Source organism: Acidimicrobiales bacterium, from assembly GCA_036273495.1.
GTDB lineage: Bacteria > Actinomycetota > Acidimicrobiia > Acidimicrobiales > JAJPHE01 > DASSEU01.
The window spans coordinates 1-14,651 of sequence record DASUHN010000227.1 but is presented as its reverse complement, the minus strand read 5'-3'; the positions used below and the strand labels follow the sequence as shown (position 1 = coordinate 14,651).

15 protein-coding genes are annotated in these 14,651 nt (G+C 73.4%); 4 read left to right on the top strand and 11 right to left on the bottom strand.

The features are described 5' to 3' along the window. Positions 1 to 1,501 (top strand): DUF3488 and transglutaminase-like domain-containing protein (locus VFW24_09760; protein ID HEX5267048.1); only part of this gene is annotated, 1,501 nt, incomplete at its 5' end. 34 nt (positions 1,502 to 1,535) lie between these two features. On the opposite strand, the gene VFW24_09755 is transcribed toward VFW24_09760, so the two are convergent. The 7 genes from VFW24_09755 to VFW24_09725 all read right to left on the bottom strand — a co-directional run bounded on the left by VFW24_09755 (position 1,536) and on the right by VFW24_09725 (position 7,867). Then, on the bottom strand, positions 1,536 to 1,907 hold the full coding sequence (locus tag VFW24_09755) for a DUF3040 domain-containing protein (protein HEX5267047.1): 372 nt from the start codon (positions 1,905 to 1,907) through the stop codon (positions 1,536 to 1,538). Between the two features lie 70 nt (positions 1,908 to 1,977). Further along, positions 1,978 to 3,048 (bottom strand): Gfo/Idh/MocA family oxidoreductase, encoded by a 1,071-nt coding sequence (locus VFW24_09750; GenBank protein ID HEX5267046.1) that lies wholly within the window; start codon positions 3,046 to 3,048, stop codon positions 1,978 to 1,980. Continuing rightward, positions 3,045 to 4,328 carry a DNA polymerase IV gene (locus VFW24_09745; protein HEX5267045.1) on the bottom strand — a complete coding sequence of 428 codons (1,284 nt, stop codon included), beginning with the start codon at positions 4,326 to 4,328 and terminating at the stop codon, positions 3,045 to 3,047. The genes VFW24_09750 and VFW24_09745 overlap by 4 nt, the downstream gene beginning before the upstream one ends. A gap of 10 nt (positions 4,329 to 4,338) precedes the next feature. Then, positions 4,339 to 4,848, bottom strand: coding sequence for an NUDIX hydrolase (locus VFW24_09740; GenBank protein ID HEX5267044.1), 510 nt, complete (start codon positions 4,846 to 4,848; stop codon positions 4,339 to 4,341). Continuing rightward, positions 4,845 to 5,558 (bottom strand): PIG-L deacetylase family protein, encoded by a 714-nt coding sequence (locus VFW24_09735; protein HEX5267043.1) that lies wholly within the window; start codon positions 5,556 to 5,558, stop codon positions 4,845 to 4,847. Before VFW24_09735 ends, VFW24_09740 begins: the two co-directional genes overlap by 4 nt. Before the next feature lie 51 nt (positions 5,559 to 5,609). Further along, entirely contained in the window at positions 5,610 to 6,662 is a 1,053-nt protein-coding gene (locus tag VFW24_09730) for a GntG family PLP-dependent aldolase (GenBank protein HEX5267042.1), read from the bottom strand. 2 nt (positions 6,663 to 6,664) lie between these two features. Then, the gene (locus VFW24_09725; GenBank protein HEX5267041.1) at positions 6,665 to 7,867 is read right to left on the bottom strand and encodes a cytochrome P450; all 1,203 of its coding nucleotides are present in this window, start codon (positions 7,865 to 7,867) and stop codon (positions 6,665 to 6,667) included. Between the two features lie 18 nt (positions 7,868 to 7,885). Here VFW24_09725 and VFW24_09720 point away from each other — a divergent pair, with 18 nt between their 5' ends. Beyond that, positions 7,886 to 8,332 (top strand): VOC family protein, encoded by a 447-nt coding sequence (locus VFW24_09720; GenBank protein HEX5267040.1) that lies wholly within the window; start codon positions 7,886 to 7,888, stop codon positions 8,330 to 8,332. 24 nt (positions 8,333 to 8,356) lie between these two features. Here the strand turns inward: VFW24_09720 and VFW24_09715 are convergent, their stop codons facing one another. The 3 genes from VFW24_09715 to VFW24_09705 are packed head-to-tail and all read right to left on the bottom strand — an operon-like array spanning position 8,357 to position 11,896. Further along, positions 8,357 to 9,559 (bottom strand): amidohydrolase family protein, encoded by a 1,203-nt coding sequence (locus VFW24_09715; GenBank protein ID HEX5267039.1) that lies wholly within the window; start codon positions 9,557 to 9,559, stop codon positions 8,357 to 8,359. Between the two features lies 1 nt (position 9,560). Next, positions 9,561 to 10,961 (bottom strand): amidohydrolase family protein, encoded by a 1,401-nt coding sequence (locus tag VFW24_09710; protein ID HEX5267038.1) that lies wholly within the window; start codon positions 10,959 to 10,961, stop codon positions 9,561 to 9,563. A gap of 56 nt (positions 10,962 to 11,017) precedes the next feature. Next, on the bottom strand, positions 11,018 to 11,896 hold the full coding sequence (locus tag VFW24_09705) for an SDR family NAD(P)-dependent oxidoreductase (GenBank protein ID HEX5267037.1): 879 nt from the start codon (positions 11,894 to 11,896) through the stop codon (positions 11,018 to 11,020). 53 nt (positions 11,897 to 11,949) lie between these two features. Between VFW24_09705 and VFW24_09700 the strand changes: the two genes are divergently transcribed. Beyond that, a complete protein-coding gene (locus tag VFW24_09700; GenBank protein ID HEX5267036.1) occupies positions 11,950 to 12,762 on the top strand; it encodes an inositol monophosphatase family protein in 813 nt (270 codons plus the stop codon). Positions 12,763 to 12,774: 12 nt separating this feature from the next. On the opposite strand, the gene VFW24_09695 is transcribed toward VFW24_09700, so the two are convergent. Continuing rightward, positions 12,775 to 13,806, bottom strand: a complete 1,032-nt coding sequence (locus VFW24_09695; protein ID HEX5267035.1) for a 6-phosphofructokinase — start codon at positions 13,804 to 13,806, stop codon at positions 12,775 to 12,777. 82 nt (positions 13,807 to 13,888) lie between these two features. Between VFW24_09695 and VFW24_09690 the strand changes: the two genes are divergently transcribed. Further along, positions 13,889 to 14,651, top strand: a 763-nt coding sequence (locus VFW24_09690) for a hypothetical protein (GenBank protein ID HEX5267034.1), incomplete at its 3' end; no start/stop codon positions are given.

Sequence of the window (14,651 nt, the reverse complement as noted above, 5' to 3'; positions counted from 1 at the left end):
GGCGCGCCGGACGACGGTCAGCCCGCTGGTGGACATCCGGTCCCGGCTCGTCGACCAGTCCGACGTCGAGCTGTTCACCGTTCAGGCGGCGCAGCCCGCCTACTGGCGCCTCACCTCTCTCGACTTCTTCGACGGGAACATCTGGTCCTCGGACGAGCCCTACTCCCCCGTCGGGTCCCAGATACCGGTCCCCCCTCCCCCCGGAGGCGCCCAGCCCCTGGCCCAGCGCTACCAGATCTCGGACCTGGGCAGCATCTGGCTCCCCGCCGCCTACTTGCCCACGGCCATCGGCGGGGCGCCCGGCGTCAGTTGGGACGCCCAGTCCGACAGCCTGATCAGCCAGGCCACCACCTCCGACGGCGAGTCGTACCAGGTGACGTCGGCCGTGCCCGTCCTGGCCCCCGCCCAGCTGCGCCAGGCCTCACTGGCGGGAGAGATCGTCTCCCCGGTCGTGCAGTCCCGCTACACCCAGCTGCCGGCCAACATCCCGACCCAGGTGGCGGCGCTGGCCCGGAGGATCACGGCTGACGCGCCGACCCCTTACGACAAGGCCCTGGCCCTGCAGACGTACCTCCGGGACAACTTCACCTACTCCCTCAGCGCCCCCGCCGGGCATTCGGACTCCGCCCTGGTCTCGTTCCTGTTCGAGACGCGGACGGGCTACTGCGAGCAGTTTGCCGGGGCGTTCGCCGTGATGGCCCGCATCGTCGGTCTGCCCACCCGGGTGGCAGTGGGCTTCACGCCCGGCCAGCGCCAGAGCGACGGCCGGTGGCACGTCCTCGGCATGCACGCCCATGCCTGGCCGGAGGTCCTCCTCGGCCAGTACGGCTGGGTGGCGTTCGAGCCCACGCCGGGCCGGGGCATGCCCGGGGCCACCTCCTACACGGGCGTCACCCCCCAGCAGGCCAACGCGGGAGGGCCGGGGACGACCGGCACGACCCCCGCCGCCACCGGGACCACGGCGCCGGCCAACCCGGCGGGAGGCCGGGTGTCGACCAGGCCGACCACCCCCTCCCCGGTCCGCACCGGGAGCGGGAAGGGCCACGGGAGCTTCTCGCCCCTGGCCGCCCTCCTGGCTCTGGCCGCCGCCGGCGGGCTGTGGCTGTTCACCGTCCCCGCCGCCCGGGTCGCTCGCCGCCGCCGCCGGCGGCGCCAGGCGGTGGCGGAGGCGGAGCGGGTGCTGCTGGCCTGGGAGGAGGCGGCGGAGTGGCTGGCGCTGTCGGGCGCGCCCCGCCTCCCGGGAGAGACCCTCCTGGAGCACTCCCGCCGGGCCCCCGCCGCGGTCGGGCTGGGACCGGACGCGGCCCGGGTCCTGGAGGAGCTGGCCACCGACGCCGCCAACGCCGCCTACGCCCCGGCGGGGCGGTCCCAGGGCGCGTCGCAGGCGGCGGAGGCCCGGGCCGCCGGTGTGGAGCGGGCGGTGCTCCTGCAGGCGGGGCGGTGGCGCCGGGTCCGGTGGTGGCTCGACCCCCGGCCCCGGAGGTCGGTCAGCCGGAGCTGACCGGCTCGGGGCTCAGTCCCCGGTCGCGCCGGTCTCAGTCCCGCTTGAACCGTTCGCGAAGCTTGCGACCCGTCTCCGAGATCACGTCCGGCAGCCCCCGCGACCGGATCGAGCTCGACATCTGCTGCCAGCCGGCCCGGCCCATCTTGCGGGCGTTGGCCTCGAAGACGATGGCGCAGGACAGCATGATCAGGAACCCGACGAACCCGAGCCAGATCGACGAGGCGAACGAGACCACGAGCACGGCCAGCCCGGCCACGAACCCCGCCAGCGCCCACTTGCAGTTCCGGCCGGCGTGGCGGTACAGCGTCTCGGAGGTGGCCCGGCGGTAGAAGTCCGGGTCGTTCTCGTAGAAGCTCCGCTCGATCTCGTGGAGAATCCGCTGTTCGTCTTCGGATAGCGGCAACGCCCCACCCCTCCGGGCCGGCCCTCGGACCCCTGGCCGACGGTCCGACCATCTTCGCGCAGGCCGACGCCTACAACAACGCGACAGCCACAGGCGTGCCCGAGGCCGCCGACCGGTACACGGCGTCGACGAGAGCGTGGGCCCGCAGGGCTTCTTCCAGCCCCGGCACCGGGGCCCGGCCCTCCTCCACGCAGGCCAGGAACTCCCGGTCGGCGGCGGCATAGCCGGCCAGGGGGAGCCGCCACTCCTCGGGGACCGGGAGCGACGCCGCCAGCTGGAGGAAGCCGGGGCCGGGGCCCCGGTCGGGCTCGGAGCCCTCCGGCCCCTCGACGTGGAGGGGGCCGACCAGGTCGTCGTCGAGCCAGAACAGGCGGTCCCGGCAGAAGACCTCGAGCCGGCGGGTCGACGGCCGGCTGAGGATCCCGTGCCACAGGCTGACCAGAGCCGAGGAGGCACCGGACCTGTGGGTCAGGGTCACATGGGCCACGTCCTCGATGCCCGGGTGTCCGGCGAAGTTGGCGGTGACCGCTCCCACCTGCTCGACCGGACCCAGCAGCCAGGTGAGCACGTCGAGGTCGTGGATCGAATGCTCGATCAGGGCCCCGCCCCCCGCCACGGCGCGGTCGGCCCGCCAGGTCGAGCCGTAGTGACCCTGGATCGGGAAGAACTGGTCGTCCCGGAACACCGCGCTCATAACCGGCCCGGTGGCCGCGCTGTCCTGCAGGGCCTCGTGGAGCCGGACGAACACCGGCGCCGACCGCAGCACCAGCCCGACCTGGGCCGGGACCCCGGCGGACGCGACTGTTGCCACGAGCTCCTCGGACTCGACGAGGGTGGGCGCCAGGGGCTTCTCGCAGTACACCGCTACACCCCGCTCGCACGCCGCGGCCACCACGGGGAGGTGGGAGCTGGTCGGCGTGCAGACCCACACCGCGTCCGCCGCGTCGAGGGCCTCTTCCACGTTGGCCGCGGCCGTGCAGCCGGCGTGGGCGCCGGCAAACCGCTGGGCCCGCGCCGGTTCGAGGTCGTAGGTGCTGACGACCCGGGCATCGACGAGCGTCCCGGCGATGAGGGCCCGCAGGGCGGCGGAGTGCACCCCACCGATGAAGCCGCAGCCGACGACGGCTATCCGGGTCGTCACGATTCCCCTGCGGCTCCGTGGTCCCGGCCGCGCTCGGCCGGGCCCCACTGCGTGTCGCCGAGCCGCTTCACCCGCAGGCCCTGGGCCCCGGCCAGGGCGGCGGGGCCCACGGCCCCGTCTCCGAACCGGCGCCGGATCTCGTCGACGGCCTCGGCGGCGCGGTCCCAGTCGTCACCGCACTGGCCGGCGGCCCAGTCGTCGAGCGTCAGCTGCTGGCCCTGGCCCGGGCTCAGCCCCGTCACGCTCACCCCCAGCAGGCGCACGCCGTCGACCACGTCGACGTCCTCCAGCAGGGCGAGGGCCGACCGGGATATGTCGTGGGCGGTGTCGACGGGCGCCGGCGCCGTGTGCGAGCGGGTGATCGTGGAGAAGTCCCCGAAGCGGACCTTGAGCGTGACGGTCCGGCCCTGCAGGCCGGCGTTCCTCAGGCGCCCGGCCACCGCATCCGCCATCCGGACGACCTCCCGGCGCAGGGGCTCGTGGTCGTGGTGGTCGTGGGCATAGGTCTCCTCGTGCCCGACCGACTTCGGCGCCCGCCACGGCTCGACCCGGCGGGGATCGCGCCCCCAGGCCAGCTCGTGGAGCTGGCGGCCGGCAGCGGAGCCGAGGGCGGCCACGAGCGACTCGACCGGGGCCGCCGCCAGGTCCCCGATCGTGGTCACGGCCATGCGGGCCAGGCGGCCGGCCGTGGCGGGGCCCACCCCCCACAGGGCGGTGACCGGCTTCGGGTGCAGGAAGACCAGCTCCTCTTCGGGGCGGACCACGACGACGCCGGGGCCCGGCTCGGGGCCCCCCGGGGTGGCGCGGGGCTTGGCCGCCTTCGACGCCAGCTTGGCCACGAGCTTGGAGCGCGCCACGCCCACCGAGCAGTCCAGGCTCATCTCCTCGTGCACCCGCTGGCGGATCACTCGGGCCACGTCGGGCGCGGCGCCGAAGAGGCGGACGGCGCCCGACACGTCGAGAAAGGCCTCGTCGAGCGCCACGCCCTCGACCAGGGGGGTGAACGACAGGAAGATGCGGTGGATGTCGGCGCTGGCGGCCAGGTAGTCGTCGAACCGGCCGGGCAGGAACACGGCCCGGGGGCAGAGCCGGCGGGCGCGCGCCGTCGGCATGGCGGAGTGGATTCCGTAGGCGCGCGCCTCGTACGAGCACGACGCCACCACGCCCCGGTTCCCCGTCCCGCCAACCACGACCGGGCGGCCCACGAGCGAGGGGTCGCGGCGCAGCTCCACGGCCACGAAGAACGCGTCCATGTCGACATGCAGGATCGGGGTCGACACGGCTCCGGTCTCAGCCGTTCTCGCGGAACACGGTGATGGCGCCCGGGGCCAGCCCGTCGATCCGGTACCGGAAGCTCCGGGCCTCCACCCACCTCTCCCCCAACCAGGCCAGGAGCGGCTCGCGGACCCACTGGTGGGCGGCCTGCAGCCAGTCGATGCAGCCGTCCGGCTCCACGAAGCGGGCGTCGACCACGATCCCGTCCGGGTCCCCGGGGTCGAGATCCCCCGTGTAGGCGGTGGCGCGGTAGACCTCGGCGCGCAGCAGCCAGCCCAGGCCGGCTGCCACCGCCTCGACCCGGTACAGGGGGCCGTCCCAGGAGGTGACGGTGATCCCGGTCTCCTCGGCCACCTCCCGGGTGAGCCCGGCGGTGACGGTCTCCCCCTCCGCCACCTCGATCACCCCACCGGGGGGCGACCAGTCGATCGAGCCGTTGCGCCTGCGGTTCTGCACCAGCAGGATGCCCTCCGGCCCCTCGACGAGACCCCCGGCCACCAGCCACTCCCGGACGGGGGAGGTCACGTGGGTACCAGCCACAGGCGCCGGAACCCCTCCGCGAGGCGCACACCCGCCTCCCGGCCCCCCTCCTCGGCCCGCTGCCGAACGGCGGCGCGGAACCACTCCCCCCCGCCCGACAGCTGGCTCTGGTGGCACAGCACCGCCTGGGTCTTGCGCTCCAACGTCGAGGAGATGTCCACCCAGACGTCGGGCTCGATGGTCCCGCTCAGCAGGACCGCCGAGACCTGGTGGGCGGGGCCGGCGTCCGGGAAGTAGTGGGGCTGGGCGGCGGCGGGCGAGACGGCGTCGAGGGCGGCCCATCCGACGGTCCGATGGTCCCGGTGGTTGTAGTAGTGCTGACCGAAGAAGACCGCCGTCGGGTCGGGGCACACCACCACTTCGGGCCGCAGACGGCGGACGTGGCCCACCAGCTCGGACACCAGCCCCCGCTCGTCGTAGAGCTCTCCGTCGGGATGACCGAGGAGCACGGAGCCCGCGATGCCGAGGGCCTCGGCGGCGCGATCGACCTCACCGGCGCGGGTGCGCGCCAGCTCCTCCGGGTCGGCGTCGGGGTCGGAGCTGCCCTTCTCCCCCTTGGTGCAGACCACGACGTGGACCGACGAACCCGCCCCCGCCCACCGGGCCAGGGTCCCGCCACACGAGATGTCGGCGTCGTCGGGGTGGGCGTAGATGGCCAGGGCCCGCTCGGGGACCGGATCGAGCAGAGCGGCCATGGCGGGCCAGGGTACCGACCGGGGCGGGGCGCATCCGGCCTCAGCCCGCGATCAGGGGGCGCCCGCCACCGCCTTGCGGGCCCGCTCGACACCGGCGTCGTCGACGTCGTGGTGGGTGACGAAACGCATTACGCCCGGTGCGATCGTCCCGGCCCGCACCCCGTGGTCCTCGAGGTGACGCAGCAGCCGGAACGGGTCGGGGTGGCCGAAGGTCACGATGTTCGTGCGCACAGCGCCCGGGTCGCAGCCCGACCCCGGCCAGCGTTCCACCACTGCCTCGGCCAGCTGCCGGGCCCGGGCGTGGTCCTCGGCCAGCCGCCCGACCATGCGTTCCAGCGCGACCAGCCCGGCGGCGGCCAGCACCCCGGCCTGGCGCATGCCCCCGCCCAGGCCGGCGCGGATCGAACGGGCCTCGGCCATGAGAGCGGCGTCACCGGCCAGGAGCGACCCGACCGGGGCGCACAACCCCTTCGACAGGCAGCTCATGACGGTGTCGGCCCGGGCCGCGTACGCGGACGCGGCCACGCCGGAGGCCACCTCGGCGTTGAACAACCGGGCTCCGTCCATGTGCACCGGCACGGCCCGTCCCGGCGCGCCATCGCCTCCCCGCGCCACCTCGGCGACGGCGTCGAGCCGCTCGAGCGCCCAGGGGGCACCCGCCGCGGGCATGTGGGTGTTCTCGACGCACACGGCGCCCACCCGGGGCATGTGGTGGGCCGCGCCCTCGATGGCGTACGCCACGTCGGCCGGCGCCAACGCCCCGTCCGTGTCGTCCACCGGCCCGAACTGGACGCCGGCGTTGCGCGCGCCCGCCCCGTTCTCGTACAGCACGACGTGCTGGCGGCGTCCGGCCACGACGACCGTCCCCGGCGGAGCGAGGAGGCGCAGGGCTATCTGGTTGCCCATGGTCCCCGACGGGACGAAGAGGGCGCCCTCCTTCCCCACCCGGGCGGCAAAGACCTCCTCCAGGTGGTTGACCGTCGGGTCCTCCCGGTAGACGTCGTCACCCACCTCGGCGTCGGCCATGGCCCGGCGCATCTCCGGGGTCGGGCGGGTGACCGTGTCGGAACGGAGGTCGACGGTCGGGCCGTCCGGGCTCGCCACGTTCAGCCCGCCACGGTGACCGGCAGGTGCCGCGGGCCCCGCTCGAAGAACGTCGGGACGTTCTCGAACCGGTAGCCCTCCTGCAGGCGCACCGATCCCGCCGGGAAACGGGCCAGGAAGGCCCCAACCCCGATCCGGGCCACGGCGCGCGCCAGATGGGCCCCGGGACAGAAGTGCGGTCCGTACCCGAACGTGACGTGCTGGTCGGCGTTGGCGCGGTCGACCCGGAAGACGTCGGCGTCGTCGAACAGTGCCTCGTCGCGGTTGGCGGACGCCGAGCCCACGATCACCCGCTCCCCCGGCTCGACGCTCGTCCCGGCGATGGACGCGCCGGCCGGGCAGCCCCGGGCAATGAACAGGACAGGTGGGGACAGCCGCAGGCTCTCCTCGATGGCCGCGTCGACGGCGCCGGGCGCGGCGCGCAGGGCGCGCTCGAGCTCCTCGCTGGTCAGGAGCTCGTGCAGGAGGTTGCCGAGCAGCTGGCTGGTGGTGGTGAGACCGCCGGTGATCAGGTTGCGCACGAGGGCGCGCAGCTGGCTCTGCACCAGCGGCTCCCCGTCGACGTCGAGGCGCAGGAGGCGGGTGAGCACGTCGTCGGGCACATCGTGGCCGGCCTCGATCGCTGCCCGGCGGGCGTGGATGCGCTCGTCGATGTAGCCGGCGAAATCAGGGAAGGCGGCGGCAAATCCCTCTCCCCGCTCGGTCCGGTTGGTGCGGGGGAAGTCGCTCTCCATCAGCTCCTTGGCCCACCCGGCGATGGCCGTTGAGTCCCCGGCCGGCAGCCCGAGGAGGTGCACGGTTACCCGGTTGGGCAGGGGCACGGTGAACGACGGCACCAGGTCGGCGGTGGGCCCGGCCACCCCGGCCAGCAGCCGGTCGGCCTCCTCCCCGATGAACCCCTCGGCGCTGCGGACGATGGTCGGGGTGAGGGCGGTGACCATGACCCGGCGCACGCGGGCGTGGTGGGGCGGGTCCAGCTCCCCGAGGAGGCGCTCCTCGGGCAGGATCACGACCCCCGGGGCCTTGAAGCCCTGGGCGTTGGTGAACCGGGAGGAGTCCCGGAGCACCTCGCGGCACTCGGCGTGACGGGTGACGTAGTACATGCCCTCCCCGATGAGGGCCACCGGGGTCTCCCGGCGCAGCTCGGCCAGGATCGGATCGGCGTTCTGCGCCTGGGCGGCGTCGAAGGGATTGAAGGCCCGCACCGGGTTAGCGTAGGAGCCGTGGGCACGACCACGTCGTTCGGGCACGTCGGCCACTGCGTGACCGATCTGGAGCGCTCCCGGCGCTTCTATGTCGAGCTGTTCGGATTCGAGGCGCTGAACGAGATCGAGGTCCCCGACACGCCGTCGGACCGCCTCCTCCGGGTCCCCGCCCCGGTGGGCCTGCGCGCCGCCTACCTGCGCAAGGACGGGTTCATCCTCGAGCTGATGGAGTTCCGCCGCCCCGGGAATCCCCCCGCCGCCGAACGGGTCGTCAATCAGCCCGGCCTCACCCACCTGTCCTTCAGCGTCGACGACGTGGACGCCGTCACCGCCCGGGTCGAGGAGCTGGGGGGCGAGGTCCTGGCCGACACCCACATCGGCACCGCCGTGTTCCTCCGGGACCCCGACGGGCAGCTGATCGAGCTGTTCCCGAACTCGTCCCGGAAGTGGATCTACGGGCAGTGACCCTCCCGCCCGGCCCCTGCCGACTCAGACGTTGAGCGGCGGGCGCTCCCGGAACGCCAGGCTGGTGGCCCCCTCCGGCACGGCTTTCAGCCCGGCCGCCACCTGGTCCACGCCCGGTCCGCACCGGGCGGCCACGGGCGCCAGAGCGTCGAGATCGAAGCCGTAGACCAGGGCGGCCGTGCCCCCCAACAGGGCCTGGGCCTCGTCGGGGGCGAGGCCGGCAAAGGTGAGGCTCATCCCCTCCCGGGAGAACGGATAGGTCCCCTCGAGGTGCGGGTAGTCCGAGCCCCACATGATCCTGTCGGAGCCGATCAGGTCCCGCCGGGCGCAGTCGGCCGGGTGCATGAAGCTGGCGGCCACGTAGCAGTTCGAGTGCCAGTACTCGCTGGGCATGCGCTCCAGGCCGTGGCGACCGACCGTGCGCAGCTCTCCGATACCGCCTCCCGACATGCTGCGGTAGTGCTGGTCCATGGCGTCAAGTGCGGCTCGCACCCATCCGCTGCCCTGCTCGGCCAGGACCAGCCGCAGGCCGGGGAACCGGTCGAAGACCCCCGACAGGATGATCGACCACAGGGGGCGGTGGGAGAACCAGGTCGTCTCCATGAGCCACAGCAGCTGGGACGCCGGCCAGTCCCCGTAGTCGGGCGACGCGCTGCCCCCGTGGGCGTTGATGACCACGCCCCGCTCCTCGCAGGCGCGCCAGACGGGGTCGTACACCGGAGCGTGCAGAGGCGGCACGGGGGCGTCGGGCGGCATTCCCGGCAGGAGGATCCCGCCCCGCAGGCCGTTGTCCGCGATCCACCGGACGTCGCGCACCGCCTCCTCGACGTCGTTGAGCAGGATCTGGCCGATGCCGGCCCGCCGGTCGGGTAGCTCGGCGCAGAAGGCGGCCAGCCAGCGGTTGTGGGCGCGCAGGCCCGCCAGCCGGTGCTCGAACTCGTCGGGGCCGGGGCAGAGAGCCGTGAGGCCGCCCTTCGGGAAGAACGGCGGAACGGTGTTCGGGTAGATCACCTCCCCCACGATCCCGTCCTCCTCGAGCTCGTTGCGCCGGCGCTCGCTGTTCCAGCTGCGGTCGGCATCGGGTCGCTCGAGATCGGCGAAGGGGTTGACGAAACCGGCCGCCCAGCCCTCGAAGTCCTCGTGGTAGCGGCTCTCGAGGAACTCCTTGTAGTCCCGCAGGGGGGCGCCGGCGTGGCAGTCGGCGGAGATCACCGTGTAGCGGTCCACGTCAGGCCTCCCGGCCGGGGCGGCTGGCGGGCGACCCGGGGCTGCCGTGGCTCTCGTGCCAGTCGGCCCGGTTGACGGCGTCGGCGGCGTCGGTGAGCAGGGCCCCCGCCTCCTCGCCGGTGAGCCAGGGCCGTCCGGCCCGCCTGAACGGCTCCCACCGGGCCACCGCCGCCTCGTGGTCCTGGTCCAGGTCCTCGGGCGTCGGGCCGATGCGGTCCGCGATCGGCTGCAGGGCGGCCAGGTCGAACCGGTAGAACTCGGCCTGGTTCTCCCCCAGGATCAGCGCCGTCTCGTCGATGGGGATGTCCGCGAACCGCTCCTTCAGGAAGGCCCGGGTGTAGGGCCAGGTCCCCTCCGGGTGGGGGAAGTCGTTTCCCCACATGATGTTGCCGACACCGATCTCGTAGCGGCGTCCGAGCTCGCGGCGCCGGGTGTTCGAAGAGCCGATGGCGCAGTTCCGGTCGAAGTACTCGCTCGGGAGCATGCTGAGGATCCCCCGGGTGTCGACCATCTTGCGCATGCCGTGCTCGCGGGTGGCCATCATGTCCATCCGCCACAGCATGTCGGGCACCCAGTAGCTCCCGGCCTCGGTCACGGCCATGCGCAGCCGCGGGAAGCGCTCGAAGACCCCGGTGAGGAGCATGAACCACAGGGGACGGGCGGTGAAGAAGATCGTCTCGTAGCCGTAGACGCTCATCCACCCGCGCACGTCCCCGTAGTCCTCCTGGGGGGCCGGTCCGGAATGGCAGTGCACCGGCAACGACAGCTCCTCGCACACGGCCCAGACCGGGTCGTACCGGTAGCTGGTGTAGGACTCGTGCCCCATCCACCGCGGCGGGATGATGATCCCCCCCGTCAGGCCCTCGGAATGCGCCCGCCTGATCTCGGCGATGGCGCCGTCGAGGTCACCGAGGAACGGGGCCACGATCAGCCCCCGCCGCCGCTCCGGGCTCTCCCTGCACAGCTCCGCCGCCCACCGGTTGTAGGCGCGCGCGCCCGCCAGCAGGTGAGCGGGGCTGCGCGTGGCCACCGGGTTGAATCCGGCTCCGAACGGCGCGCCCATCGTTCCGGTGACGGCGTCCGGGCCGGGGAAGACCACCTCCCCGCACACCCCGTCGGCGTCCAGCTCCTTGTCCCGGGTCGCGGCGTCCCACCCGCCCCGCAGGCCGAGCTCGTGGAGGCTGTTGCCCTCGTCGTCGACCCCGAACCACTCCTCCTTGAACTCGTCGTCTCCGACGAACGGGGAGGCACCGGCCTCGGCCCGGCGTTGCTCGAGCATCCGCTGCCGTTCCGCCAGCTCGTCGTCGAACTCGTCCCGGTAGGCGGGATCCACATACTCCCGGTACACGGGCGAGTCCGGGCCGGCGTGGCAGTCCGCCGAGATGACCACGTAGTGCTTCATCGAGAACCTTCCCTCGCGCTTCCCACTTGAGCGGACCTCACCTGAATCAGGCGTCCTCAGTCAAACACGCCGCCGCGCTGGACCGTGGGAAGCTCCCCGCGCCCGGTGCGCTCGGCCCGCTCGCGCAGCAGCTCTGCACCCGATGCCGTGTCGAGTCCGATGACGAAACGACCCGCCCTGATGCCGTCGAGGACGATCCGGCCCTGGCCCACCAGATCGGCGACCTTGCCTCCGGACGACAGGATGCGGCCCTTCACCTCCTGGTAGTCCCATTGCTGGTCGACGTGCGGATGCTCGCGAGCCAGCTCCGGGGGCCGGTTGCGTCCGCTGTTCCACAGCCGCGTCTCGAGGAGCCCGTCTCCTCCCGGATAGAAGACCGCCGCCCGCAGCTGGGTCCCCTCGTTGATCAGCGCATTGGCCAGGCACTCGGTGTACGAGGTCAGCGCCGCCTTCGATGAGGCGTACACGCCCAGGTCGGGGAGGGGTTGGAAGCCCCCGTCGGTCGAGGACGTGTTGACGATCCACCCCTCCTGACCGCCGGCGATCATGCGCGGCACAAACGACGCCACGCAGTATCCGACGCCGAAGACGTTGACGCCGAAGCACCACTTCCAGTCGTTGGGCGTCCAGTTCCACGGCTTGGCCACCCCGCCTCCGCCCACCCCGGCGTTGTTGAACAGCAGGTGGCACACGCCGTGGGTCTCGTACACGTGGCGGGCGCATGCCTCGACCGAGTCCGGGTTCGACACGTCGGTGACGACAGCCGAGACCGGGCCGAGCTCCCCCAGCCGCTTCACGGTGTCGTCGAGGACGCCGGCCTCGATGTCGGCCAGGACGACGGTCGCGCCCGCTCCGAGCAGAGCCTCGGCCAGGCCCTCCCCGATGCCGCTGGCGCCGCCAGTGACCACCGCCACCTTCTCCGAGAAGTCGCGCATACCCGGCCTCCGAAGCCTCCCCCGATGCCGCATGCACGCTATAGCTTCGCCGGGTGGAGCGGCCCGGCGACGAGGTGGATGAGCCGGCCGCGGGAGAGCTGCTGGCCCTGGCGGTCGAGGCGGCCCGGGCCGCCGGCCGCCTCCTGCTGGACGGTTTGGCGTCGGGGGCCACCCTGGTCGAGTCCAAGTCCACACCGACCGATCCGGTGAGCGACCTCGACCGGGCCAGCGAGGCCCTCGTCGTCAGGACCCTGCGGGAACGTCGTCCCGACGACGCTGTGCTCGGGGAGGAGGGCGGGACCACGGCGGGGCGGTCCCGGGTGCGATGGGTCGTCGACCCGCTCGACGGCACCGTCAACTTCCTGTACGGGTTTCCCGCCTTCTCCGTGTCGGTGGCCGCCGAGGTGGACGGTGTGGTGGTTGCCGGGGTCGTCCACGACCCGCTGCGGGACGAGACGTTCACCGCCGAGAAGGGGGCCGGCTCGTGGCTCGGCACCAGGCGGCTGACGGTGCGCGCCCCAACGGACCTGGCCTCGGCGTTGGTCGGCACCGGGTTCGCCTACGACTCGGGCACGCGGGCCCGGCAGGGCGGGATCGTGGCGGGTGTGCTCCCCGTGGTGCGGGACATCCGGCGGGCCGGGTCGGCGGCCCTCGATCTCTGCTGGGTCGGCGCCGGACGCCTCGACGCCTACTTCGAGTCGGGCACCCACCACTGGGACCGGGCGGCCGGCGTGCTCGTGGCGGCCGAGGCCGGCGCCTGGACGGGAGATCTGACCGGCGGATCGCCGTCGGACGAGATGGCGGTGGCCGCCTCCCCCACCATCGCCGCGGACCTGGTCGAGCTGCTTCGGGCGGCGGGGGCCTGACCGGCCGGACGGTCAGCCGAAGAAGACGTCGGCCACGCCGTGGTAGAGCGTCGGGTCGACGGTCTTGAGCTCCGTCACCGCCTCCGCCAGGGGCACCCGCTCGATGTGGTCGGCCCGCAGGGCCACCATCTGTCCGAAGGCCCCGTCGTGAACGGCGTCGATGGCGGCTATCCCGAACCGGGTGGCCAGCACCCGGTCGAACGCCGTTGGCGTTCCGCCCCGCTGGACGTGTCCCAGGATGGTGACGCGCGACTCGAACCCGGTGCGGCGCTGGATCTCCTCGGCCAGGCTGGTGGCGATCCCGCCCAGGCGCTCGTGGCCGAACTGGTCGACCTCGCCCGACACCAGGGACATGGTCCCCTCGAGGGGCCGGGCTCCCTCGGCCACCACGACGATGGACGCGAACCGACCCTTCCGGTGCCGCTCCTGGAGCTTGGTGCAGATCATCTCGATGTCGAAGGGCTCCTCGGGGATGATGATCTCGGCCGCGCCGCCGGCAATTCCGGCGTAGGTCGCGATCCATCCGGCGTGTCGTCCCATCACCTCGCACACGATCACCCGGTCGTGGGACTCCGCCGTGGTGTGGAGGCGGTCGATGGCGTCGGTGGCGATCTGGACGGCGGTGTGGAAGCCGAAGGTCACCTCGGTGGCCGAGAGGTCGTTGTCGATGGTCTTCGGTACTCCGACCACTGAGACCCCCTCGGAGCCGAGCTTGTGGGCCACACCGAGAGTGTCTTCACCTCCGATGGCCACCAGGGCGTCGACCCGGTTGGCCTCGAGCGTCGCCAGCGCCTGCCGGACGCCGTCCTCGATCTTGTAGGGGTTGGTCCGGGAGGTCCCGAGGATGGTCCCCCCCCGGGGCAGGATGCCCCGGCACCGCTCCACGTCCAGGGGGAGGGTCCGGCCCTCCACCACGCCCCGCCAGCCGTCGGCGAAGCCCAGGAGCTGGTCCCCGTAGTGCGTCTCCCCCTTGCGCACCACGGCGCGTATCACCGCGTTGAGACCGGGACAGTCCCCGCCACCGGTCAGGACCCCGACCCTCATCGCTCCCTCGCTTCCGCGTCGCCGCCCGGTCGCGGCCATCGGCCGTTACAGAGAAATCGCCTGAATACCGATAAAGCTACTCATGGCCACCCGCCGGACCGGGAATCGGGGCCGGGCGCGGCGCGGGCCGGGCCTGGTCGGGGCCATGCTGGCCGTGCTCGTCGCCGTCATTGCCGCCACGGCGCCGGCTCCCGACGCCGGAGCGGCCACCGCGCCCGCACCTCCAGGCTCTCCGGCCCTCGCGGGCGGCGCCCAGGACGCGGCGTCACTGGCGGCCCAGGAGTCGGCGGTGCTGATGCAGATCGCCGAGCTGTCCGACCGCGTCGACCGGGTCCAGTCGTCGCTGGTCGAGGCCGAGCTGGCCCACAGCGCAGCCGTCTCGGAATACCGGCGCATGCGCGCCGCGGTCGTGGGGATGGCCGTGCAGGCGTACATGCACGACACGCCTCTGGACGGGGCGCCGGCCGAGGCCCCGACACCGTTCGTCGACGTCGCCGCGTCCGCCGCCGATCGTCTGGTCGCTCGCTACGCGGCCGAGAGCCGGAGCTTCGCCTCGGCGGAGGCCGCCTACGACCGGTCGCTCACCGGGCTGCATGCGGACCAGTCCCGGCTCCAGGCTCAACAGCAGGCGCTCGACGTCCTCGTCTCCGCCGCCCAGGCCGCGGCGGAGCGCCAGCGCTCGGCCGACGCCGCCACTCTGGCCGCGTCCGACGCGGCGCGTCGCCAGGCCGGGGCGGGCGGGTCGGGCGGCGCCGACCACGCCGCTGCCACCGCCGCCCTGGCCGCGGTGTTGGCGCGCTATCCCTTCGGCCCGCTGGCCCAGGCGTCCGGGTCGGCGCTCCCCT

Excerpts from the sequence above, each read along its gene's own strand:
- VFW24_09735 (HEX5267043.1), bottom strand. The coding sequence starts at position 5,558 with ATGGCCGCTCTGCTCGATCCGGTCCCCGAGCGGGCCCTGGCCATCTAC.
- VFW24_09710 (HEX5267038.1), bottom strand. The coding sequence starts at position 10,961 with ATGAAGCACTACGTGGTCATCTCGGCGGACTGCCACGCCGGCCCGGAC.
- VFW24_09705 (HEX5267037.1), bottom strand. The coding sequence starts at position 11,896 with ATGCGCGACTTCTCGGAGAAGGTGGCGGTGGTCACTGGCGGCGCCAGC.
- VFW24_09695 (HEX5267035.1), bottom strand. The coding sequence starts at position 13,806 with ATGAGGGTCGGGGTCCTGACCGGTGGCGGGGACTGTCCCGGTCTCAAC.